At 71.3% G+C, this 20,790-nt stretch carries 22 protein-coding genes and 1 tRNA gene; 9 read left to right on the top strand and 14 right to left on the bottom strand.

The genetic code is table 11. The annotated features are described in order from the left end of the window. Positions 1 to 12: 12 nt before the first annotated feature. The 3 genes from EDF31_RS07750 to EDF31_RS07760 are packed head-to-tail and all read right to left on the bottom strand — an operon-like array spanning position 13 to position 1,983. Entirely contained in the window at positions 13 to 825 is an 813-nt protein-coding gene (locus EDF31_RS07750; RefSeq protein WP_131845728.1) for a DJ-1/PfpI family protein, read from the bottom strand. A gap of 50 nt (positions 826 to 875) precedes the next feature. After that, the gene (locus EDF31_RS07755) at positions 876 to 1,517 is read right to left on the bottom strand and encodes a DNA-3-methyladenine glycosylase I (protein WP_131845729.1); all 642 of its coding nucleotides are present in this window, start codon (positions 1,515 to 1,517) and stop codon (positions 876 to 878) included. A 49-nt stretch (positions 1,518 to 1,566) separates the two neighbouring features. Next, on the bottom strand, positions 1,567 to 1,983 hold the full coding sequence (locus EDF31_RS07760; RefSeq protein ID WP_131845730.1) for a VOC family protein: 417 nt from the start codon (positions 1,981 to 1,983) through the stop codon (positions 1,567 to 1,569). Between the two features lie 96 nt (positions 1,984 to 2,079). Here EDF31_RS07760 and EDF31_RS07765 point away from each other — a divergent pair, with 96 nt between their 5' ends. Continuing rightward, a complete protein-coding gene (locus tag EDF31_RS07765) occupies positions 2,080 to 2,607 on the top strand; it encodes a hypothetical protein (RefSeq protein WP_123292053.1) in 528 nt (175 codons plus the stop codon). 215 nt (positions 2,608 to 2,822) lie between these two features. Here the strand turns inward: EDF31_RS07765 and EDF31_RS07770 are convergent, their stop codons facing one another. Beyond that, positions 2,823 to 3,158 (bottom strand): hypothetical protein, encoded by a 336-nt coding sequence (locus EDF31_RS07770; RefSeq protein ID WP_111084327.1) that lies wholly within the window; start codon positions 3,156 to 3,158, stop codon positions 2,823 to 2,825. Positions 3,159 to 3,180: 22 nt separating this feature from the next. Continuing rightward, on the bottom strand, positions 3,181 to 4,851 hold the full coding sequence (locus EDF31_RS07775; RefSeq protein WP_123292052.1) for a sodium:solute symporter family protein: 1,671 nt from the start codon (positions 4,849 to 4,851) through the stop codon (positions 3,181 to 3,183). A gap of 142 nt (positions 4,852 to 4,993) precedes the next feature. Between EDF31_RS07775 and aroQ the strand changes: the two genes are divergently transcribed. Then, entirely contained in the window at positions 4,994 to 5,437 is a 444-nt protein-coding gene (aroQ, locus tag EDF31_RS07780) for a type II 3-dehydroquinate dehydratase (RefSeq protein WP_131845731.1), read from the top strand. A 299-nt stretch (positions 5,438 to 5,736) separates the two neighbouring features. Then, positions 5,737 to 6,789, top strand: a complete 1,053-nt coding sequence (locus EDF31_RS07785; protein ID WP_131845732.1) for a Gfo/Idh/MocA family oxidoreductase — start codon at positions 5,737 to 5,739, stop codon at positions 6,787 to 6,789. Positions 6,790 to 6,904: 115 nt separating this feature from the next. Here EDF31_RS07785 and EDF31_RS07790 read toward each other — a convergent pair whose 3' ends face one another. After that, positions 6,905 to 7,501, bottom strand: coding sequence for an NAD(P)H-dependent oxidoreductase (locus EDF31_RS07790; RefSeq protein ID WP_165901113.1), 597 nt, complete (start codon positions 7,499 to 7,501; stop codon positions 6,905 to 6,907). A gap of 92 nt (positions 7,502 to 7,593) precedes the next feature. Here EDF31_RS07790 and EDF31_RS07795 point away from each other — a divergent pair, with 92 nt between their 5' ends. Further along, a complete protein-coding gene (locus EDF31_RS07795; RefSeq protein WP_131845733.1) occupies positions 7,594 to 8,106 on the top strand; it encodes an MSMEG_6728 family protein in 513 nt (170 codons plus the stop codon). 69 nt (positions 8,107 to 8,175) lie between these two features. Here the strand turns inward: EDF31_RS07795 and EDF31_RS19915 are convergent. The 7 genes from EDF31_RS19915 to EDF31_RS07830 all read right to left on the bottom strand — a co-directional run bounded on the left by EDF31_RS19915 (position 8,176) and on the right by EDF31_RS07830 (position 14,659). After that, a tRNA-Ser gene (locus EDF31_RS19915) sits at positions 8,176 to 8,257 on the bottom strand. A 322-nt stretch (positions 8,258 to 8,579) separates the two neighbouring features. Further along, positions 8,580 to 8,846, bottom strand: a complete 267-nt coding sequence (locus EDF31_RS07805; RefSeq protein WP_131845734.1) for a hypothetical protein — start codon at positions 8,844 to 8,846, stop codon at positions 8,580 to 8,582. Positions 8,847 to 8,939: 93 nt separating this feature from the next. Continuing rightward, positions 8,940 to 10,115 (bottom strand): cysteine desulfurase family protein, encoded by a 1,176-nt coding sequence (locus EDF31_RS07810; protein ID WP_131845735.1) that lies wholly within the window; start codon positions 10,113 to 10,115, stop codon positions 8,940 to 8,942. 2 nt (positions 10,116 to 10,117) lie between these two features. Continuing rightward, positions 10,118 to 10,996, bottom strand: coding sequence for a carboxylating nicotinate-nucleotide diphosphorylase (nadC, locus tag EDF31_RS07815; protein WP_131845736.1), 879 nt, complete (start codon positions 10,994 to 10,996; stop codon positions 10,118 to 10,120). Further along, entirely contained in the window at positions 10,993 to 12,624 is a 1,632-nt protein-coding gene (nadB, locus tag EDF31_RS07820) for an L-aspartate oxidase (protein WP_131845737.1), read from the bottom strand. The genes nadC and nadB overlap by 4 nt, the downstream gene beginning before the upstream one ends. A 56-nt stretch (positions 12,625 to 12,680) precedes the next feature. Further along, complete coding sequence (nadA, locus tag EDF31_RS07825) at positions 12,681 to 13,952, bottom strand: quinolinate synthase NadA (RefSeq protein ID WP_131845738.1); 1,272 nt, start codon at positions 13,950 to 13,952, stop codon at positions 12,681 to 12,683. 8 nt (positions 13,953 to 13,960) lie between these two features. Then, positions 13,961 to 14,659, bottom strand: coding sequence for an NUDIX domain-containing protein (locus EDF31_RS07830; RefSeq protein ID WP_111084339.1), 699 nt, complete (start codon positions 14,657 to 14,659; stop codon positions 13,961 to 13,963). A 166-nt stretch (positions 14,660 to 14,825) separates the two neighbouring features. On the opposite strand from EDF31_RS07830, the gene EDF31_RS07835 reads away from it, so the two are divergent. The 3 genes from EDF31_RS07835 to EDF31_RS07845 all read left to right on the top strand — a co-directional run bounded on the left by EDF31_RS07835 (position 14,826) and on the right by EDF31_RS07845 (position 18,010). Continuing rightward, a complete protein-coding gene (locus tag EDF31_RS07835; RefSeq protein WP_228504877.1) occupies positions 14,826 to 15,107 on the top strand; it encodes an acylphosphatase in 282 nt (93 codons plus the stop codon). A 132-nt stretch (positions 15,108 to 15,239) separates the two neighbouring features. Beyond that, the gene (locus tag EDF31_RS07840; RefSeq protein ID WP_131845739.1) at positions 15,240 to 16,721 is read left to right on the top strand and encodes an MDR family MFS transporter; all 1,482 of its coding nucleotides are present in this window, start codon (positions 15,240 to 15,242) and stop codon (positions 16,719 to 16,721) included. A 41-nt stretch (positions 16,722 to 16,762) separates the two neighbouring features. Further along, complete coding sequence (locus EDF31_RS07845) at positions 16,763 to 18,010, top strand: FAD-binding protein (RefSeq protein ID WP_131845740.1); 1,248 nt, start codon at positions 16,763 to 16,765, stop codon at positions 18,008 to 18,010. Between the two features lie 69 nt (positions 18,011 to 18,079). Here EDF31_RS07845 and EDF31_RS07850 read toward each other — a convergent pair whose 3' ends face one another. Continuing rightward, positions 18,080 to 18,574, bottom strand: coding sequence for a 2'-5' RNA ligase family protein (locus EDF31_RS07850; protein WP_131845741.1), 495 nt, complete (start codon positions 18,572 to 18,574; stop codon positions 18,080 to 18,082). A gap of 146 nt (positions 18,575 to 18,720) precedes the next feature. Between EDF31_RS07850 and EDF31_RS07855 the strand changes: the two genes are divergently transcribed. Both EDF31_RS07855 and EDF31_RS07860 read left to right on the top strand, forming a co-directional pair. Next, the gene (locus EDF31_RS07855; RefSeq protein ID WP_131845742.1) at positions 18,721 to 19,674 is read left to right on the top strand and encodes a MetQ/NlpA family ABC transporter substrate-binding protein; all 954 of its coding nucleotides are present in this window, start codon (positions 18,721 to 18,723) and stop codon (positions 19,672 to 19,674) included. Continuing rightward, the gene (locus EDF31_RS07860; RefSeq protein WP_131845743.1) at positions 19,674 to 20,750 is read left to right on the top strand and encodes a methionine ABC transporter ATP-binding protein; all 1,077 of its coding nucleotides are present in this window, start codon (positions 19,674 to 19,676) and stop codon (positions 20,748 to 20,750) included. The genes EDF31_RS07855 and EDF31_RS07860 overlap by 1 nt, the downstream gene beginning before the upstream one ends. Positions 20,751 to 20,790 lie beyond the last annotated feature (40 nt).

The raw sequence follows: 20,790 nt of genomic DNA on the forward strand, positions 1-20,790 counted from the left end.
GCAGGTGCGTCGTCACGGCAGGACGGCAGCCGCTGCGCGGGTGACGCGGTCCCCGCGAGCCGCCTCGGCCGCAGCCCGAGCGCGGGCGACCACGACGGCGTCGGCGCGCTCCGCGGAGCCCGCATCGAACGGCGGCTGCGGGTCGTACTCGATGTGCAGCTGGATCGCCTCGGCCGCTGCCCGCCCCGCGAGCTCGGCCGCCAGCCACAGCGCCATGTCGATGCCCGCACTGACGCCAGCCGCAGTGACGACCGCGCCGTCGTCGACGATCCGCTCGTCGACCGGTTGCGCCCCGAACGCCTCGAGCATCGGCTTCGACGCCCAGTGGGTCGTCGCACGCTTGCCGGCGAGGAGCCCCGCGGCACCGAGGACGAACGCGCCCGTGCAGACCGAGGTCACCCAGGTGGCGCGCTCGGCCTCGCGCCGGACGAACCCGATGAGCTCGGGGTCGAGCATCGCGTCGAAGGCACCGTCACCGCCGGGGACCACGAGGACGTCCGCCGGACCCGCGTCGGCGATGGTCGTCGTCGGGACCAGCGCGAACCCGCAGTCGGTCGGCACCGGGTCGAGCGTCGCCGCCACGTACTCGACGCGTGCGCCGGGCACACGCGAGAGCACCTGCGCCGGGCCGGTGAAGTCGAGCTGCGTCAGGTCCGGGAAGAGCAGGAAGGCGATCCGGACCTCGGCGGGGTCGTGGCCCGGCTCGATCGCCGAGTCCCCGGCAGTGTCCGGCGTGGGGGCCGGCACGTCGACGGGCACGTCGACGACGTCGGCGTCGACCGGGTGGACAGCGCGCACGCGCGAGTTCGGCTGGTCGGTGCTCATGCCGCGACCCTAGCCCGGTGCCCTCGCCGGCGGTGGGGTCGGCGTCCTGGTCAGTTCCAGACGCCCGAGGCCCCCCGCCGGTGGCTGCCGAGCAGGTGCGTGTCGACGATGCCGAGCGCCTCCATCAAGGCGTGCATCGTGGTCGGACCGACGAACGCGAAGCCGCGCTTCCGCAGTGCCTTCGACAGTGCGACGGACTCGTCGGAGGTCGTCGGGACCTGGGCGTACGACTCCGGTTCGGGCGTCGTCGCCGGACGGAACGACCAGACGAAGTCGGACAGCCCGCCGTCCTGCCGCAGGGCGACCGTCGCGTTCGCGTTCGTGATGGTCGCGAGGATCTTCGCCCGGTTCCGGACGATGCCGGCGTCGGCCATCAGCCGAGCGACGTCGTCCTCACCGAAGCCCGCGACGGTGTCGGGGTCGAAGTCCGCGAACGCCGCACGGAACGCCGGACGCTTCGCCAGGATCGTGCGCCAGGACAGGCCGGACTGGAACGCCTCGAGCGGCAGCCGCTCGAACACGCCGCGCTCGTCCCGCACCGGCATGCCCCACTCGGTGTCGTAGTAGTCGCGGAGCAGCTCGTCCGTCGATGCCCACACCGGCCGGGCGAGTCCGTCGTCGCCGATCACCAGGTCGGAGTGGAGCGCGGGCTCGGTGGCTGCGGGCTCGGTGGCTGCGGGCTCGGTGCTCATCGCACCATCCTGGCGTGCGCCGCCGACACCGTCGTTGCCAGCCGTGTGGTCACTCGGCTGGCGGGCCGTCCTGGGCGGCCTGCGGGTCCATCCACACGTACTCCCACCGGTGGCCGTCCGGGTCGGTGAAGCTCCGCTGGAACATGAAGCCGAGGTCCATCGGCGCGCGGTCCTCGCTCCCGCCGGCCGCGACGGCGGCGTCGACGATGCGGTGCACCTCGTCCTTCGACCCGGCGGTGAGCGAGTTGATGACCTCGACGGTGCCGGCGTCGGCGATCGTCTTGTCGGTGAAGTCGGCGAACTTCGCGTGGGTGAGCACCATGACGTAGATCGTGTCGCTGATGACGATGCACGCAGCGGTGTCGTCGCTGAACATCGGGTTGATCGAGTAGCCGAGGGCTTCGTAGAACGCCTTCGAACGGTCGAGGTCGGTGACGGGCAAGTTGATGAAGACCATCGTGTCCATGGGGAGGTTCCTTTCGTCACGCTCAACCTGGCCCGTGGCGCGGCGATGCGCAACCGTTCCGTCGCGGTACGGACTGATACGCGATATTCTGGACCGATGCGGGCGTACGTCGATGAATCGGAGCCGGGCGGCGGGCGCGATCACACGACGTACGTCATGGCTGCCGTGGTCATCACGGCGTCCGCCTGCGAAGCGGCACGTGTGGACGTGCGGGCAGCGACACCGCGGCGGATGCGGAAGCTGCACTGGTACGAAGCCCTCCCCGGTCAGCGGCTCTCGTGGCTCGACCTCCTCCGACGGGCGGTCGAGATCGTCGTCGTCCGCTACGAGGGAGCCGCTGCGCGCGCCGAACGGCGACGACGCCGGTGCTTGGAGCGACTCGTCTGGGAGCTCGAGGTGCGGGGCGTCACACTCCTCGTCCTCGAATCGCGAGGGAGGGCACGAGATGACGGCGACCGGTCGATGTTCGATGCCCTTCGACGACGAGGAGTCGGCGTTCCGGTGCGACACGAGCACGTCCGCGGGGTCGATGAACCACTGGTCGCACTGGCTGATCTTGCTTGCGGTGCGCACGTGGCGGGCCTCGACGACGAGCTCGACAGCACCCTTGTCCGCGTGGGGTGAACGACCCTGGACAGCGCAAAACCCCGGTCCCGCGCTGGCTGCAGGATTCTCCGGGGCTCACTTTCGACCGAGCAGCACGCGGTCGACATATCAATTTTACGAGTCCAGCGCGGGCCACGTCAAGTGATCCGGGACACCGACTCGGAACGACGAAGCCGCTGTCGTGCGACAGCGACTTCGTCGTTCCGGGTCGGCTCAGTGGCGCGCGACCGAGGTCAGGCGGACGCGCGGCCCTCGCCGGCGGCCTTCTGGTCGGCCTCGGCCTCGGCCTGGCCGATGATGTCCTCGGCCGGCACCGGGTTCAGGCGGTCCCAGAGGAAGAACAGCAGGCCGCCGACGAGCATCGACAGTCCGACCCACAGGTTGATGTGGATGCCGCCGGTCTTCTCGGGGTCGGTGTCCCAGTGGACGATGCCGACGATCGTCACGATGACGCCGTAGAGCACGAACAGGCCGCCGAGGATGCGGCGCAGGTCGAGACGACGGGTCGAGCGGACGAGGGCGGCCTTCTGCTCCTCGGTCAGCGCGCCGGGGGTGGTGGTGTCACTCATGGTCGGTGATCTCCTTCGCGGATCAGAGGAACGGCAGGTACAGGACGACGCACAGGATCAGTGCGACGGTGCCGAGCAGTGCGGGCGAGCGGTACCAGGCGGTGTCGGTCGCGACGGAGTCGCCGTGCAGGTCGATCTTGCCGATGCCGTAGACCAGACCGCCGAGCTCCTTCTCGTCCTTGGGCGTGGTGAACATCGAGACGATGAACCCGACGATCAGGACGGTCACGAACGAGATGATCGCGCCGTACAGGGTCTCGGCGGTCGCCGTGGCGAACAGGTCCGGGTTCACGAGGTACGCGATCCAGGTGATCGTCGGCGTGACGATGCCGAGCACGTAGCCCCAGAGCGCACCCTGCGTGGTCATCCGCTTCCAGAGCAGACCGAGGATGAAGACGGCGAACAGCGGCGCGTTGAAGAACGAGAACAGCGTCTGCATGTACGTCATGATGTTCGACGCCTGGGCCGCGATGAACGCGGTCGCGATGCCCACCAGGACGCCGACGACGGTGACCCAGCGACCGGTCTTCAGGTAGTGGATGTCCGGCATGTTCGGCTTGATGTAGCGCTGCCAGATGTCGTACGTGAAGACGGTGTTGAACGACGAGACGTTGGCCGCCATGCCGGCCATGAACGACGCGAGCAGGCCGGTCACCGCGACGCCGAGGACACCGGTCGGCAGGTACATCTGGATGAGCTTCGGGATCGCGTCGTTGTAGGTGAGCGAGCCGTCGGCGAACTGGTTGCCGACGACCGCCGCGGCGATGAGACCGGGGATCACGACGATGGCCGGGATGAACAGCTTCGGGATCGCGGCGATGAGCGGCGTGCGGCGCGCTGCGGACATGTTCTTCGCCGAGAACGCGCGTTGCACCTCGGTGAAGTTGGTGGTCCAGTAGCCGAAGCCGAGGACGAAGCCCAGGCCGAGCACGATCGCGAGCCAGTTGGCGCCGATCGGGTTGGTCACGTCGCCGAAGCCGGTGCCGGCCCACGCCTGCAGGTGCTGCACGCCCTGGGTCTTCACGATGGCAGACGACAGCCCGTCCCAGCCGCCGACGCGGTGCAGACCGACGATCGTCAGCGGGATGAGCCCGGCGATGATCACGAAGAACTGCATGACCTCGTTGTAGATCGCACTGGAGAGCCCGCCGAGGGTGATGTAGACGAGCACGAAGCCGGCGGACACGACGATGGCCAGCCACTCCGGCCAGCCGAGCATCGCCTCGATGACGATGGCCATGGCGTAGAGGTTGATGCCCGCGATGAGCACGTTCGACACCGCGAACGCGATCGAGTTCACCAGGTGCGGGGCCTTGCCGAACCGGCGGAGCATGAACTCCGGCACCGACCGGACCTTCGAGCCGTAGTAGAAGGGCATCATCACGAGCCCGAGGAACACCATGGCCGGCACCGCGCCGACCAGGTAGTAGTGCAGGGTCGCCATGCCGATCTGGGCACCGTTGGCGGCCATGCCGAGGATCTCGGTCGCACCGAGGTTCGCGGACACGAAGGCCAGGCCCGTGATCCACGCCGGCATCGAGCGCCCGGACAGGAAGAAGTCCATGCTCGTCCGGACCTGTTTGCGGGCGGTGAACCCGATCCCGATGACGACCGCGAAGTACACGATGACCATCAGGTAGTCGACCCAGCCCAAGTCGAGCCGGATCCCTTCGTTCGCTGCAGCGAGAACCATTCAACATCTCCACGTCAGTGTGTTGCAGTCGACAACTCCGCCGACCCGGACGGAGACGTTACACCGAATTGTGACCGTTCACATAGCCGAGGCATGTGTCTGCCGGCGGTACCCCGTGGCCCGCGATCGCTAGGCTCGCCCCATGACCGACCAGGCGCGCATCCTCGTCCTCAACGGACCGAACCTCGACATCCTCGGGCGGCGCGACCCGGAGCAGTACGGCACCGTGACGCTCGCCGAGCTCGAGGCGATCGTGCACACCGAGGCGGCCGTGCACGGGCTGGACGCGGACTTCCGCCAGACGAACCGCGAGGGCGAACTGGTCGAGTGGCTGCACGAGGCCCTTGACGACTTCGCCGCGGTCGTGATCAACCCCGCGGCCTACGCACACACCTCGGTCGCGCTGCACGACGCGGTCGAGGCGCTGTCCGTCCCCGTCGTCGAGGTGCACCTGTCGAACACGTGGAAGCGCGAGCCCTTCCGGCACGTCGACCACGTCGCCACCGCCGCGACCGCGGTCATCGTCGGCGCGGGCGCCGACGGCTACCGCCTGGCCGTCGCACACGTCGCGTCCCTCATCGCCTGACGCCCGTCACGCCGCACGGGCGTCTCTCGCCCCGCCCCCGCCGAGGTTCCGAGATCTCGGAACCTCGGCGCCGCTGCCGCCTCGGAGTGGAACCTCGGCGTCACGCGGACGGCAAGTCGTGGAACCTGGCGGTCGCGCACGTCGCGCACGTCGCGCCCGTCGCGCCCGTCACGCGCGCACGTCGCGCCCGACACGTGCGCAAAAGGCGGACGGGAGGCCCGTGGCGGGGCCGCCGCGGGCCTCCCGTCCGCCTCGTTGGAACGTTCCCAACGCTGGCTGGACGCGCTAGGTTCACATGTATGGACAAAGTGCGCATCGGACTCGTCGGCTACGGCATCGGAGGGTGGGCGTTCCACCGCCCGTTCCTGCTGGACGCGGCAGGCATCGACGTCGTCGGCGTCGTCGCCCGCTCGGCAGCGAAGCGCGAGCAGCTCGCGACCGACCTGCCCGGCGTCACCGTGTTCGACTCGCTCGGTGACCTGATCGCCGCAGGCGTCGACGCCGTCGTCGTCACCACTCCCCCGTCCACCCGCCGCGAACTCGTCCTGCAGGCGATCGCCGCCGGGGTCTCCGTCGTCGCGGACAAGCCGTTCGCCCCGGACCCGGCCATCGCCCGCGAGATCCGGCAGGCCGCGGCCGACGCCGGCGTCGTGATCACGCCCTTCCACAACCGCCGCTGGGACACCGACCTCACCACCCTCCGGAGCGTGCTGGACGCCGGACGGGTCGGGACGCCACTGCGCTTCTGGTCCCGCTTCGACCTGGTCGAGCGGCACGGCATCGCGACCGGCATCGGCGGCGGCGTGCTCTCCGACATCGGATCGCACCTGGTCGACCAGGCCGTGTCGTTGTTCGGACCGATCGCCCGGGTGTCCTGCACGCTCGACGTCCGCGATGCCCGCTCGCTCGGCCGTGACCAGGACGGCCAGATCGACGCCGGCTTCACGCTCGCAGCGACGCACGTGTCCGGTGTCGAGTCCGTCCTGACGTCGAACAAGGCCGGGTGGCTGGGTGCACGGCAGCTCCGCCTCGACGGTGTCGACGGGACGTACGAGGCCACGAGCACCGACGTGCAGGCACAGGCAGCCGTGGCGGGTGCGTCACCTGCCGACGACCGGTCGACCTGGGGAGTCGAGCCTTCGTCCGGGACCCTCACGACGGAGTCCGGCACGGTCGACGTCCCGTCGGCGCAGAGCTCCTACACGGACTACTACGAGCGGTTCGCGCGTGCCGTCCGCGGGCTCGGTCCGGTGCCGGTGCCCGTCGACGACGCGGTGCACGTGGTCGAGGTGCTCGACGCGGCGCGCCGGTCGGCGGTGTCGGGCGAGACGGTCACCGTCCCCGCTCCGTAGGCGTTCTTTCCCACGACATCTGCGATGCGAGGTCGAATCGGGCGTACCTGGTGAGAACTCCAGACCAGGTACGCCCGAATCGACCAGGAACGCGCGGGAGAGCGGCGGCCCCGCGTCAGAAGTCCGCGGGGCGCCGCACGTCGGCCAGGCCGGCCGTGGCGAAGCCCCCGCGGATGATCGGGATCGCCCGGCGCACGGCCTGGTCGATGCGGAGTTCGAGGTCGACGTTGCCGATGTCGTAGCCACCTTCGCGCTTGGTGAAGTCGCGCTCGTTGCCGAACACCCCGATCGGCAGCGTCGTCGACTGGAAGAAGCCGAACAGCGGGCGCATCTGGTGCTCGACGAGCAGGGCGTGACGGTCGCTGCCGCCCGTCGCGGTCAGCAGGACCGGGGTGTCGACGAGGTCGTACTGCCCGATCCAGTCGAAGAACAGCTTGAACGCGCCGGAGTAGGCGGCGCGGAACGCCGGGCTGCCGACGACGAGCACGTCGGCGGCCTCGACGGTCTCGAGTGCCGCCCGGGTGCGCTCGGACATCGCCTCGCGCGACGAGGCGGCACCGAGGTCGGCCAGGAGCGGGCCGATCTCGATGGTCTCGGTGCGGGCACCCTCGATCTCCTGCCCGAGGCGCGCCACCGTGGCGGCGACCAGGGTGGACGTCCTCGAGGGGTCCGAAGGGCTACCGCTGACGCCGACGACCAGTTCTCCACTCATGCGGTCGATGCTCACACGCCTGCCGCCGGGGCGGTCCGCGTGTGACGACATGTGTCGGGTGCCAGGCCCCCCCCCGGGTACCGTCCCGCGGCATGCAGACGTTCTTGCCGTACGCCGACTTCCGGGCCTCTGCCGAGGTCCTCGACGACCGACGTCTCGGCAAGCAGCGCGTGGAGACCCTGCAGGTGATGCGGGCGCTGACACTGCCGGGGTACGGCTGGCAGCACCACCCGGTCACCGCGATGTGGCGCGGCTACCGTCCGGCGCTGATGGCGTACCAGGAGGCGACGTGCCGCGTCTGGCTCGACCGCGGGCACGTGGACACCTGCCTGGAGAAGACGCTGCTGGACCTCGGGCGGGTCCCGGAGGACCTGGCGGCGTACGAGCGCGGCGACGTCCCGATCCCGCCGTGGAACGACGACGAGGCCCTGCACGCGTCACACCGCTCGAAGCTGGTGCAGAAGGCGCCGGAGCACTACCGCGTACTGTTCCCGGACGCACCCGACGACCTCGACTACGTCTGGCCGGGCACGCCGCACGCCCCGGGCAGCACGGCCGCAGCCGTCACGCCACCGGGATCCACCGCGCACCGTCGCGGCGCGTGACGACGTCGGAGCGGATCTCGACCACGTCGCGGAGGCCGTGCACGGCCCGGTCGCGCACGACCGCTGCCGTGGCGTCGTCGTCGGACTCGAACCGGACGACCGCGCACGGCACACCGCGCAGCAGGCGGACGTCCTGCGCCTCGACCACGGCGTGCTCGGCGACCAGCCGGGCCGCAGCGGGCAGGACGGCGTCGGGCGCGGTGCCGGCGGCGAGCGCGCCGATCGCCAGGGTCACACGGTACGAGGGCATGCCCCGACGGTAGCGGGAGCGGGAGACACCGGGAGCCCGCCGTGGGCTGCAGGGGAACTGACGTCGTTCAGGGGGTCGACGTCGGCCCACGGCGGGTCGCGGTGTGTGGCGGGACGCGACGACAGGGGGAACGTCGCGCCCCGCTCCGGATGTCGATCAGGGGTATCGGCATCCGGTCTGGGGCACCGGCCGGGTCACGGGAGGAGCCGGGCGGTGTCGGACCTCAAGGGTGTTCGGTGTCCTCTCGGTACCGGTCCGTCTCGATCGGTGCGGGCATCGATCGTCGAGCGGCGGCGGGTCGGATCATGGGGAGCAGGGCGCTCCCGACGGTCGCGAGGGCTCCGACGGCGGCGATCAGCCCGAGGGGGGCGGTGCCGAGGTCGTGCTGCGCAGCCAGGGCGAGCGCGACGAGGGTCGCCGGTGCAGGCAGGAGCTGCACCGCTCGGAAACGGTCGTCCCGTCGTGTCCGGGTCATCACCACGTTTGCCATGTGGACACTCTGGCGCAGATTCCGTGTCCGCATAAGGGGGGACACGACCCCACTCATGGAGTAGAACGTCTAGTACACCCTGGATACGATGTCTCAGCCCAGAGCGCGGACGGTGGCCACGGCGTCCGCGACCGCTCCGACGACGACCGGGACGTCCTCGGCGCCGAGGGAACCGTCGAAGGTGAGTCGGAGCGCGGTGCGGGCGACCTCGTCCGGGATCCCGAGCGCGGTGAGCACGTGCGACGCCTCGGTGCTGCCCGCGGCGCAGGCGCTGCCCGACGAGGACACGACGTCACGCTGTTCCAGCTCGAGCAGCACGGTCTCGCCGTTGACCCCGGGGAAGCAGAACGACGCGTGCCCGGGCAGTCGGTGCTCGCGCGACCCGGTCACGAACGCGCCGGGGACGGCGGCGAGCACCCCGTCGAGCACGGCGTCACGGACGGTCGTCGCGGCGGCGGAGGCAGCAGAACCACCAGAGGCAGCAGCACCACCGGAGGCAGCAGCACCACCGGAGGCCACCAACCCGAGCGCCGTCGCGACCGCCACCGCGCCGGCGACGTCCTCGGTGCCGGAGCGTCGGCCCCGCTCCTGTCCCCCGCCGTGCAGCAACGGTTCGACGGGCACCCCCGACCGGACCGCGAGCACACCGGTCCCCTTCGGCGCCCCGAGCTTGTGCCCGGACAGCGACAGTGCGTCGACACCCAGGACGTCGAGCCCGACCGGCAGCCACGGCGCGGACTGCACGGCGTCGGTGTGGAAGCGCGCGCCGACCGCGTGGGCCTCGGCGGCGAGCGCCGGGACGTCCTGCACGGTGCCGATCTCGTTGTCGGCGTGCGCGATCGACACGAGGGTCGTGTCCGGCCGGAGCGCCGCGCGCAGCACCGACGGGTCGACCAGGCCGTCCGACGCGACCGGCAGCACCGTGACGTCGAAGCCGTGGAAGCGTGCCAGGTACGCGCAGCTCTCGAGCACGGCCTCGTGCTCGATCGCGCTGGTGACGACGTGGCGTCCGCGTGGGGCGGCGAGCGCGATCCCCTTGACCGCGGTGTTCGCACCCTCGGTCCCACCCGTGGTGAAGACGACCTCGGCCGGTCGGCAGCCGAGCACGCCGGCGACCGTGGCCCGTGCAGCGGCGAGCCCGCGCGCGGCCTCGTCACCGACACCGTGCGTCGACGACGGGTTGCCGAACACCCCGGTCAGGTACGGCCACATCGCCTCGAGGACCTCGCGGCGGACGGGGGTCGTGGCCGCCCGGTCCAGGTAGAACACGGTCAGTCCCCGGCCGCCACCGCGATGTCGAGCCCGAGGTCGAGCGCCCGGGCCGAGTGTGTGAGCGCCCCCACCGAGATGACGTCGACCCCGGTCGCGGCGATGGCCGCGACGGTGTCGAGGGACACCCCGCCCGACGCCTCGACGAGCGCACGACCCGCGACGATGCCGACACCCGTCTCGAGCTCGGCCGGCGTGAAGTTGTCGAGCATGATCGTGTCGACGCCCGCCGCGACGACGGGCTCGATCTGGTCGATGCGGTCCACCTCGACCTCGACGTGCACGGTGTGCCCGAGCCGCTGCCGTGCGGCGGTGATCGCGTCGCCGATGCCGATGCCGCCGGCGAGCAGCACGGCCAGGTGGTTGTCCTTGGCCAGCACGGCGTCGGAGAGCGACGTGCGGTGGTTGTGGCCGCCGCCGCAGCGGACGGCGTACCGCTCGAGCGCACGGAGGCCTGGCGTGGTCTTCCGGGTGTCGACGATGCGCGCCGAGGTGCCCGCTGCGGCCGCGACGTGGGCCGCGGTGGCGGTGGCGATCCCCGACATGCGCTGCACCAGGTTCAGCGCGACCCGCTCGGCGCGGAGCACCGAACGCGCCGACCCCGTCACGGTGGCGAGCGTGTCGCCGGCGGTGAACGCGGCCCCCTCGTCGGCGTGCACGGTCGCCCGGATCGACGGGTCGACCGCGTGCATCACCGCCACGAAGACGGTCCCGCCGCTCAGTACTCCGGGCTCACGGGCCGCGAGCGTCGCCGTCGCGGTCGCGTCGGCCGGGATGAGCGTCTCGCTGGTGACGTCGCCCCAGGGCGCGTCCTCTTCCAGCGCGGTCTCGATGACTCGGCGGAGGGCGTGCGGCGGGATGGTGCCGGGGTCGATGGTCATGCGGGAACCTCCTGCGGAACGGCGATGTGTCGAGTGACCGTCTCGGCGACCCAGGCGTACGAGGCCGGGGCTGCTGGATCGGTGTCGGGGTGGTCGGTGCGGGCGTGGGCACCGCGGGACTCGGTGCGGGTCTCGGCGGCGAGCGCCACCAGCCGTGCCAGGTCGAGCAGTGCGCGGTCCTCGTGCTCGCGCACGCCGCCGGTGGCGGGCGCGGTGAGCGCGTCGAGGTCCCGCCGGGCGCTCGCCAGTCCGGTCGCGTCACGCAGCAGCCCGACGCGGTCGGTCATGACGGCCTGGACCGCCTGGCGGACGTCGGTGGACCCGTCACGGTGATCCGGGCCTCCTGGCCAGGTCTGACGGGAGGCGCGGATCACGTCCGCCGCTCGGGGAACGCTGGTCACCCGCAGGTCTGCGTTCCCCCGCAGGCGGAGCAGGCCGGGCCGGGGTCCGGCGACCGCGTCCGCTGCGCGGACCGCGAAGACGAGCCCCTCGAGCAGGGAGTTCGAGGCCAGTCGGTTCGCGCCGTGGACCCCGGTGCACGCGGCCTCGCCGATCGCGAGCAACCCCGGGAGGCTGGTGCGCCCCTCGGCGTCGGTGGCGATGCCGCCCATCGAGTAGTGGGCCGCCGGGGACACCGGCACACCCTGCCGGGTCCAGTCGAAACCGGCCGCACGGGTGGCCCGGGTGATACCGGGGAAGCGTCCGGTCAGGAAGTCCGCGCCGAGTCCGGTGGCGTCGAGGAGCACGGGTGCGCCGCCCTGGTCGCGGACGGCGGCGGCGATGCCTCGGGCGACGACGTCGCGCGGAGCGAGCTCGGCGTCCGGGTGCACCGCCGTCATGAAGCGGCGTCCGCGCGCGTCGCGGAGGACGGCTCCCTCGCCGCGGACGGCCTCGGAGACGAGCCCGCCGTCCGGCACTGCGAGGCGGGTCGGGTGGAACTGGACGAACTCCAGGTCGGCGACCACCGCTCCGGCACGCCACGCGGCGGCCACGCCGTCCCCCGTCGCCACGAGCGGGTTGGTGGTCTCGCGGTACAGGTGTCCCGCTCCCCCGGAGGCGATCACGACGGCGTCGGCGTCGATCCGTCGGGGTTCGCCGAGCAGGTCGAGGACGTCGATGCCGACGACGGTGCCGTCCCGGACGACGAGGTCGGTGAGGCAGGTGCGCTCGAGGATCGTGACGTGCTGACGGTGCAGCGCGTCGATGAGCGTGCGCTCGATCGCGGCGCCGGTCGCGTCGCCGTCGGCGTGCACCACGCGCCAGCGTCCGTGCGCGGCTTCGCGCCCGCGGGCCAGGTCGTCGCCGTACCGGTCGAGGGCCGACGGGTCGGTCGAGCGGTCGAACGGCACACCGAGGGCGAGCAGGTCGCGGACCCGGGCCGGCCCGTCGGTGCAGAGGACCTCGACGGCGCGCGCGTCCGCGCTGCCGGCCGCCGCGACGTGGGTGTCGGCCTGGTGGAGTGCCGGCGCGTCGTCGGCACCGAGCGCCACCGCGACCCCGCCCTGGGCGTACGCGGTGGCACTGTCGGCGAGCGCGCCCTTCGTCACCAGCGTGACGTCGTGGACGGCGCTGGCACGGATCGCTGCGGTCAGTCCGGCGATGCCGGAGCCGACGATGACGACGTGCACGGTGGTCTCCCTCGGTCGTTCGGGTTCGGGCTCGGGCTCAGGCTCGGGCTCGGGGCTCAGCCGCGGGGCTTGGCCGCGAGCATGCGCTCGAGCGCGACCTTGGCGTCGGCCTGGACCTCGGCGGGGACGACGATCTCGTTGAGCACCTCGCCGCGCACGAGGGCCTCGAGCACCCAGGCGAGGTAGCCCGGGTGGATCCGGTACATCGTCGAGCACGGGCAGACGACCGGGTCGAGGCAGAAGATCGTGTGCTGCGGGTACTCCGCGGCGAGCCGGTTCACCATGTTGATCTCGGTGCCGATCGCGAACGTCGTCGGTTCGGTGGCCGCGGCGACGGTCTTCCGGATCAGGTCGGTGCTGCCGGCGTGGTCGGCGGCGTCGACGACGGCCATCGGGCACTCCGGGTGCACGATGACCTGGACACCGGGGTGCTCGCGTCGGGCCTGGTCGATCTGGTCGACCGTGAAGCGACGGTGCACCGAGCAGAAGCCGTGCCAGAGGATGACCTTCGCCGCTTCGAGGTCGCGCTGCTCGTTGCCGCCCAGGGGCTTCCGGGGGTTCCACATCGGCATCAGGTCGGTGCTGATCCCCATGGCCTTGGCGGTGTTGCGACCGAGGTGCTGGTCGGGGAAGAACAGCACGCGCTGCCCGCGCTCGAACGCCCACTCGAGCACCGTCGCGGCGTTCGAGCTGGTGCAGACGATGCCGCCGTTGCGCCCGCAGAACGCCTTGAGGTCGGCAGCGGAGTTCATGTAGGTGACGGGGATGACGGGCACCCGGCCGTCGGCGTCGGGCTCGGTGCCGTAGACGGCGGTCAGCTCGGCCCAGGCGGCCTCGACGCTGTCGATGTCGGCCATGTCCGCCATCGAGCAGCCGGCCGCGAGGTTCGGCAGGATGACGCGCTGGTCGTCGCGGGCCAGGATGTCGGCGGTCTCCGCCATGAAGTGCACACCGCAGAACACGATGGCCTCGGCGTCGGGCTTCGTCAGCGCCGCGTTGGCGAGCTGGAACGAGTCACCGAGGAAGTCCGCGTGCCGGACGACCTCGTCGCGCTGGTAGAAGTGCCCGAGGACGACGACCCGGTCGCCGAGCGTCGCCTTCGCCCGCTCGATGCGCTCGTGCAGCTCGTCGGTCGACGCGGTCTTGTACTCGTCCGGCAGCACGCCCTGCCGCGGTGCGCTCGTCGGGATGACGTCGGTCATCGACGAGCCCGGGCCGTACCCGGGCCGGGAGTCGAAGTCCCACGTGGGCATGGCGAGGTCGGGCGTGCAGGTGCTGCCGCCGGCCTTGCCGTTCGAGATGAGGTCGATGGTCGTCGCGATGGACACGGTGGTTCCTATCGGTTCTGCGGTCGTGTGCCCTGCTGCAGCGGGCCGTTGTCCGCGTAGGCCAGGTCGGGGTTCGAGCGGTACAGCCGGGCCGGACGGTGCCGACCCCCGCTCGTGGTCTCGTCGGTCGGCAGGATCGCGTCGGTCTTCTCGACCTGCCGACGGAAGTTCGCGGGGTCGAGCGCGCGCCCGAGCACCGCCTCGTACACCCCGCGCAGCTCGGCGAGGGTGAACCGGTCCCCCAGGAAGGCCTGGGCGATGCGGGAGTACGACATCTTGGTGCGGAGCCGCCAGAGCGCGTACTCCACGATCCGGTCGTGGTCGAAGGCGAGCGGCGGGTGCTCGTCGGCGAGGAACCAGCGGACGTTCCAGTCGTCCGGCACGACGTTCGCCTCGTCCGGGTGCACGAGCGCCCAGTACACGATCGACACCACCCGGCTCGGTGAGCGGCCGACGTCGCCGAACGCGTAGAGCTGTTCGAGGTAGCGGGGCTGCACGTTCGTCGTCTCGCGCAGTCGGGCCGCGGCGGAGTCCTCGAGTCCCTCGTCGACGCCGACCCAGCCGCCGGGCAGCGCCCACGACCCCTCGAACGGTTCGGCGACCCGGCGCACCAGCGGCATCCACAGCGCCGGCGCCCCGGTGTCGGGGTGCGGGCGCAGCGCGACGATCACGGTCGAGACCGCGACGCGGATGCCTGCTTCGTCCATGGTGGACCTTCATGTCATTCTGACTCGAAGTGTTCGGGTTGCGATGACCCTATCACCGCTTCGCGGTGTGTTGCGCCCGCAGGCGGCTCCGGGTCGTCACGAACCGGAAACAGATCGTCACGAGGCCGAAAACTCCGGGAGGCCCCGCGTGGATACGGTGAGGATCATGACGACGGTGACGAGGATGCATGCCGTGGTGTCGGGGACCGTCCAGGGGGTCGGGTTCCGGTACTGGACGGCACGGAAGGCCGACGGGCTCGACCTCGTCGGGTACGCCAGGAACCTCTGGGACGGCACCGTCGAGGTCGAGGCCGAGGGGCCGTCGGTCGCGGTCGAGACGCTGATGGAGTGCCTGCGGAGCGGACCGCCGTCGGCCACCGTGACGGACGTCGAGTTCCGGCCGGTCGTGCCGCACGGCGACGCCGACGGGTTCGCGATCCTGCACTGACCCGGTCGCACCGACCGTTCACGTGCGGATGTCGGTGCCGAGCGGAATAATCGAATCCACTCAGGCGGTTGCCCTGTCTGCGCGTTCTGCGCCACCTCGTTCCACCAGTCGTGATCCACCAGGAGCTCCCGCATGACCCAGGCCGTCGATTCCGCCCCCCGCACGGGAAGCGTCTCGCAACCGACCGCTGCCGAGACCCGACTCGTGATCGGGCTGTTGCTCGTGTCCGCGTTCGTCGTCATCCTCAACGAGACGATCATGGGCGTGGCGCTGCCGCGGCTGATGGACGACCTCGACATCAGTGCGGCGACCGGGCAGTGGCTGACCACCGGCTTCCTGCTCACCATGGCGGTCGTCATCCCGATCACCGGGTTCCTGCTGCAGCGGTTCAACACCCGCCCCGTCTTCGTCTGGGCGATGGGCCTGTTCTCGGCCGGCACCCTGATCGCCCTGCTCGCACCCGGGTTCACGCTGCTGCTCGTCGGCCGCATCGTCCAGGCCAGCGGCACCGCGATCATGATGCCGCTCCTGATGACGACGGTGCTCACCCTCGTCGACCCGGCCCACCGTGGCCGCATCATGGGCAACATCTCGATCGTCATCTCGGTCGCGCCGGCCATCGGCCCGACGATCTCCGGGCTCATCCTCAACGCGTTCGACTGGCGCTGGCTGTTCGGCTTCGTCCTGCCGATCGCGATCGCTGCGCTCATCCTCGGCATGGTCAAGGTCCGCAACGTCTCGACGCCCCGCCGGGCACCGCTCGACGTGTTCTCGGTGATCCTGTCCGCGTTCGCGTTCGGTGGGATCGTCTACGGCCTGTCCAGCATCGGCGAGGCCGGCACCACCGGCCTGTTCGTCCCGGTCACCGCGCTCGTCGTCGGCGCCGTCGCCCTGACGGTCTTCATCCTCCGTCAGACCCGACTGCAGCGCACCGACAGCGCCCTGCTCGACCTGCGCACCTTCCAGACCCGCGGCTTCACCGTCCCGATCGTCGCGATGGCGCTGAGCTTCATGGCGATGTTCGGCACGCTCATCCTGCTGCCGATCTACCTGGAGCGCGTCCTCGGGCTCGAGGTCCTGAACGTCGGACTGCTGCTGCTCCCCGGCGGGCTGCTCATGGGGCTCCTCTCTCCCATCGTCGGACGCATCTACGACCGTCGCGGACCGCGCGTGCTGCTCATCCCCGGGTCGATCATCGTCAGCGCGGTGCTCTGGGCGCTCTCCACGGTCGGCGTGGACACCAGCGTGTGGTTCGTCCTCGGGGCGCACGTCGTGCTGAGCATCGGCCTGGCGCTCACCTTCACCCCGCTGTTCACGGCGGCGCTCGGTGGCCTGCCCCCGAAGCTCTACTCGCACGGCAGCGCGGTCCTCGGCACGGCGCAGCAGCTCGCCGGAGCCGCCGGCACCGCCCTGTTCGTCACCCTGCTCACGATCGGCGCCGCCACGGCAGCGACCGGCGCGGGTGCTGACGCCGTGGCCGCTGCGACCGCTTCCGGTGTGAAGACCGCGTTCATGGTCGGCGCGGTGATCTCGCTGTTCGGCATCCTGGCATCGGTCTTCGTCACCCGTCCGGCGGTGCCCGAGGGCGCGCCGACGCCCCCGCCCGCGCACTGACCGCGGTGCCGCCCACGGGTCCACGTGGCATCGTGGGCGGCATGCGGTCGACGGCGAGCGAACTGAACTGGTCCGGCACGGTCACCTACACGGCCGAGCAGGTGCTCCGACCGGGCTCGATCGACGAAGCAGCCGAGGTCGTCGCACGCTCCCCGCGGGTGCACGGGCTCGGCACCCGGCACTCGTTCAACGACTCCGCCGACGCCCCGGGGGTCCTGCTCGACCTGACCGCGATCCCCACCGACCTGGTCGTCGACCCCGAGCGGCGGACGGCGACTTTCGGAGCCGGCACCCGCTACGGCGTCGTCGCGCCCGACCTCGACCGCGCCGGGTTCGCGCTGCACAACATGGGGTCGCTCCCGCACATCTCCGTCGGCGGCGCGGTCGCCACCGGCACCCACGGCTCCGGCACCACCCTCGGCTCGCTGACCACCGCGGTCCGGTCCCTCGAACTGCTCGGCCCCGACGGTTCGCTCCGGACCGTCGACCGCACCGACCCGGCGTTCCCCGGCACCGCCCTGCACCTCGGGGTGTTCGGCATCGTGACCCGGGTGACGCTCGACCTCGAACCCGCGTACCGGATGCGGCAGGACTCGTACGGGCCGTTCCCGTGGAGCACGTTCACCGACCACGTCGCCGCAGTCCACGCCGCCGGGTACTCGGTGTGCGCCTACACGGTCTTCGGCGACGAGATCAGCGAGGCGCTCGTGAAGTCCCGGGTCCCCGACGGCGCCGACGACACCGCCGTGCCGGACGACCTGTTCGGCGCTCCCCGGCTGCCCGGCTCCCCCGGCGACGGCCACCACACGGCGCGCGACGGGTCGGTGGGCCCCTGGTGGGACCGGCTGCCGCACTTCCCCATCGAGTCCGTGCCGAGCCACGGGTCCGAGGTGCAGAGCGAGCACTTCGTCCCGCTCCGGCACGCGGCGGCGGCGCTCGACGCCCTGCGCGGGCTGGCCGACCGCATCCAGCCGCACCTGCACGTGTGCGAGCTCCGGACGATGGCGGCCGACGACCTCTGGCTGAGCCCGACCCAGGGCGAGGACGTGCTCTGCATCGCGTTCACCTGGCAGAAGCACCCGGAGGCGGTCGCTGCGCTGCTGCCCGACCTCGAGGCGCGGCTCGCGCCGTTCGACGGGCGACCGCACTGGGGCAAGATGAGCTCGCTCGACGGCGACGCGATCGCGGAGCTGTACCCGCGGGTGGCGGACGTCCGTGAGCTGATCGCACGAGCCGACCCGGACCGGACGTTCGCATCCGCGTTCGGCGAGCGGGTGCTGCGGGCCTGACCCGCGCCTCCAGTCCGACGCTCCTGCGCACCTGCGCACCCGCGCCCCGGTGCCGGTCCGCAGCGTGCGTCAGCGCAAGCGGGTGACCACCTTCGCACCCCCGTCCCAGTGCCGGAGACCGCCCACGGTGAGCACCTCGGGCAGGGGCGTGTCCGCAGCGAGGACCCGGAGCGCCGCCGGCAGGTCGACGTCGCGGATCCGCCGAGCGAGGGTGACGTGCGGCGCCCACCGACCGGGCAGCGACGAGTCGACCGAGCCCGGAGCGGCGGCGTCGACCGCGCGGTGGAAGCGGGCCAGCGGCTCGTCGACGACCACGCCGAGGCCGAGCACGTGCCGACCGGGGCCGGCGGGGAAGAGCAGGACACCGGCGACGCGCAGGGTCTCGGGCACCGCGACGTCGAGGTCCGTCGGGACGGGCAGGGTCTCGCCGGCCACGAGGGTGACGTGCGGGTCGTTCGTGCCCGAGTGGCCGAGGCTCGGCAGCTCCGCGGCGACGAGGGTCTGCCAGAGTGCCCGGACCGCCGCGTCCGAGGGGCCGTCGAGGACGAGTTCGATGCTGCGCACGTACCGAGTGAACCAATGCACCCCGTGACGGCGATGTAACACGGCGGAACGGAACTCGCACCGGGGACCCGCTCCCGTCACACTCGACTCCACGCCGCGGACCACCGCGGCTCCCCCACACAGCACGGCCCACGAGGAGCACCAGCATGTCCGCAGCCCCCGCACTGCCCGAGAAGCCGAAGGGCAAGCGCCCGATCGGCTGGATCATCGCCGCCGTCATCGTCGTCGTGGCGATCGTCGTCGCCGTCATCGTCGGAGTCGTGCGCTCCGGTGGCGACAGCGGTGGCGCTGCCGCCGGTGACGCTGCGCCGAAGACCGTCACGATCGGTGTCTCGGACAAGTCGCTGCCCTACTGGAACACGTACGTGAAGGCCGCCGAGGAGCAGCTCAACGTCACCGTGAAGCTCCAGAACTTCTCGGACTACTCGCTGCCGAACCCTGCGCTCAAGGACAAGCAGATCGACATCAACCAGTTCCAGCACATCCAGTACCTGGCGAACTACAACGTCACCTCGGACGACGACCTGCAGCCGATCGGCGCGACGGCCGTCTACCCGCTGCCGCTGTACTCGACGAAGGTCTCCGACGTCGCGGACTTCGAGGACGGCGCGAAGGTCGCGATCCCGAACGACGCCATCAACGAAGCCCGTGCGCTCCTGGTCCTGCAGGCCGCTGACCTGCTCGAGCTCAAGGACGGCGGCAACGCCTTCTCGACCACGGCCGACATCACCTCGCACAAGGTCGACGTGCAGACGCTCGACGCCTCGCAGACCGCGAACGCCCTGCAGCAGGGTTCCGTCGAGGGCGCGATCGTCAACGTGAACTACGCCACCTCGGCCGGGCTCGACACCAAGGACGCGATCTTCCAGGACGACCCGAAGAGCGCCTCGGCTGCCCCGTACGTGAACGTCTTCGCCGTCCGCGACGCCGACAAGACCAACAAGACGTACCTCGACCTGGCGAAGCTGTTCCAGGACGACGCCGTGCAGAAGGTCTTCGCGAAGGACTACCCGGACGCCGTCCCGAGCGACGAGAGCGCCGCCTCGCTGCAGAAGGAGCTCACCACGGTCGAGTCCGACGCGAAGGCGGCAGCGGAGTAGTGCCGGTCCTCGTCGAACTCCGCGGCGTCTCGAAGCACTACCGCCGCGCCGACACCGGCGAGACCGTGGTGGCCGTCGAGGACGTCTCCCTGGACGTGCACCAGGGAGAGGTCCTCGGCGTCATCGGGTACTCCGGTGCCGGCAAGTCCACCCTGGTCCGTCTGGTGAACGCCCTCGAGCTCCCCAGCTCCGGGACGGTCACCGTGGCGGGCAAGGAACTGACGGCGATCCCCGAGCGGGATCGCCGTCTGGCGCGTCGCAACATCGGGATGATCTTCCAGCAGTTCAACCTGTTCCGGTCCCGCACCATCGCCGGCAATGTCGCGTACCCGCTCAAGGTCGCCGGTGTGCCGAAGGACGAGCGCGACCGTCGCGTGGCCGAGCTGCTCGACTTCGTCGGGCTCCTCGAGCGCGCCCACGCCTACCCGGAGCAGCTGTCCGGCGGTCAGAAGCAGCGCGTCGGCATCGCGCGGGCCCTCGCGGCGTCGCCCGACCTGCTGCTCGCCGACGAGGCCACCAGCGCCCTCGACCCGGAGACCACGTCCGAGGTGCTCGGGCTGCTCCGCCGGGTGAACAAGGAACTCGGCGTGACGATCATCGTCATCACGCACGAGATGGACGCCGTCCGGCAGATCGCCGACCGCGTCGCCGTGATGGAGCAGGGTCGCGTCGTCGAGGTCGGAGACGTCTACGACGTGTTCTCCGCGCCGAAGACGGGCGCTGCGCAGCGGTTCGTCCGCACCGCGCTGCACGACCGCCCCTCGGTCGACACGCTCGTTCGCCTGCGCGAACGCCACCCCGGTCGTCTGGTGACCGTGCAGATCACCGACGAGGCCGGGCTGCAGAACCGGATCGACGCGGTGTTCCGCGCCGCTGGGGTCACCGCCGAGCTCGTCTACGGCGGGGTCGGCGAGATCCGCGAGCGCCGGATCGGTTCGCTCACGTACGAGCTGACGGCCGGCGGGGTTGCCGGTGCTGGTGCTGGTGCCGGTGCTGGTGCACCGGACGCCATCGACCGCGCCGTCGCCGCCCTGCGCGCCGACGGCGTCACGACCGACGAGGAGGCAGCCGCGTGAACAACTCGTTCCAGAGCGTGATCGACACGTTCGACGTCTT

The sequence above is a fragment of the Curtobacterium sp. PhB142 genome, assembly GCF_004341255.1.
In the GTDB taxonomy this organism is placed as follows: Bacteria; Actinomycetota; Actinomycetes; order Actinomycetales; family Microbacteriaceae; genus Curtobacterium.

What these genes read in the sequence shown, in the direction of transcription:
- EDF31_RS07805 (WP_131845734.1), bottom strand. Translation starts at nt 8,846, where the DNA reads ATGGCAAACGTGGTGATGACCCGGACACGACGGGACGACCGTTTCCGA.
- EDF31_RS07765 (WP_123292053.1), top strand. Translation starts at nt 2,080, where the DNA reads ATGCGGGCGTACGTCGATGAATCGGAGCCGGGCGGCGGGCGCGATCAC.
- EDF31_RS07770 (WP_111084327.1), bottom strand. Translation starts at nt 3,158, where the DNA reads ATGAGTGACACCACCACCCCCGGCGCGCTGACCGAGGAGCAGAAGGCC.
- EDF31_RS07835 (WP_228504877.1), top strand. Translation starts at nt 14,826, where the DNA reads ATGACGACGGTGACGAGGATGCATGCCGTGGTGTCGGGGACCGTCCAG.
- EDF31_RS07790 (WP_165901113.1), bottom strand. Translation starts at nt 7,501, where the DNA reads ATGAGTGGAGAACTGGTCGTCGGCGTCAGCGGTAGCCCTTCGGACCCC.
- EDF31_RS07795 (WP_131845733.1), top strand. Translation starts at nt 7,594, where the DNA reads ATGCAGACGTTCTTGCCGTACGCCGACTTCCGGGCCTCTGCCGAGGTC.
- EDF31_RS07775 (WP_123292052.1), bottom strand. Translation starts at nt 4,851, where the DNA reads ATGGTTCTCGCTGCAGCGAACGAAGGGATCCGGCTCGACTTGGGCTGG.
- EDF31_RS07785 (WP_131845732.1), top strand. Translation starts at nt 5,737, where the DNA reads ATGGACAAAGTGCGCATCGGACTCGTCGGCTACGGCATCGGAGGGTGG.
- EDF31_RS07840 (WP_131845739.1), top strand. Translation starts at nt 15,240, where the DNA reads ATGACCCAGGCCGTCGATTCCGCCCCCCGCACGGGAAGCGTCTCGCAA.
- aroQ (WP_131845731.1), top strand. Translation starts at nt 4,994, where the DNA reads ATGACCGACCAGGCGCGCATCCTCGTCCTCAACGGACCGAACCTCGAC.
- EDF31_RS07755 (WP_131845729.1), bottom strand. Translation starts at nt 1,517, where the DNA reads ATGAGCACCGAGCCCGCAGCCACCGAGCCCGCAGCCACCGAGCCCGCG.
- EDF31_RS07750 (WP_131845728.1), bottom strand. Translation starts at nt 825, where the DNA reads ATGAGCACCGACCAGCCGAACTCGCGCGTGCGCGCTGTCCACCCGGTC.
- EDF31_RS07760 (WP_131845730.1), bottom strand. Translation starts at nt 1,983, where the DNA reads ATGGACACGATGGTCTTCATCAACTTGCCCGTCACCGACCTCGACCGT.
- EDF31_RS07855 (WP_131845742.1), top strand. Translation starts at nt 18,721, where the DNA reads ATGTCCGCAGCCCCCGCACTGCCCGAGAAGCCGAAGGGCAAGCGCCCG.
- EDF31_RS07830 (WP_111084339.1), bottom strand. Translation starts at nt 14,659, where the DNA reads ATGGACGAAGCAGGCATCCGCGTCGCGGTCTCGACCGTGATCGTCGCG.
- nadC (WP_131845736.1), bottom strand. Translation starts at nt 10,996, where the DNA reads ATGACCATCGACCCCGGCACCATCCCGCCGCACGCCCTCCGCCGAGTC.
- EDF31_RS07845 (WP_131845740.1), top strand. Translation starts at nt 16,763, where the DNA reads ATGCGGTCGACGGCGAGCGAACTGAACTGGTCCGGCACGGTCACCTAC.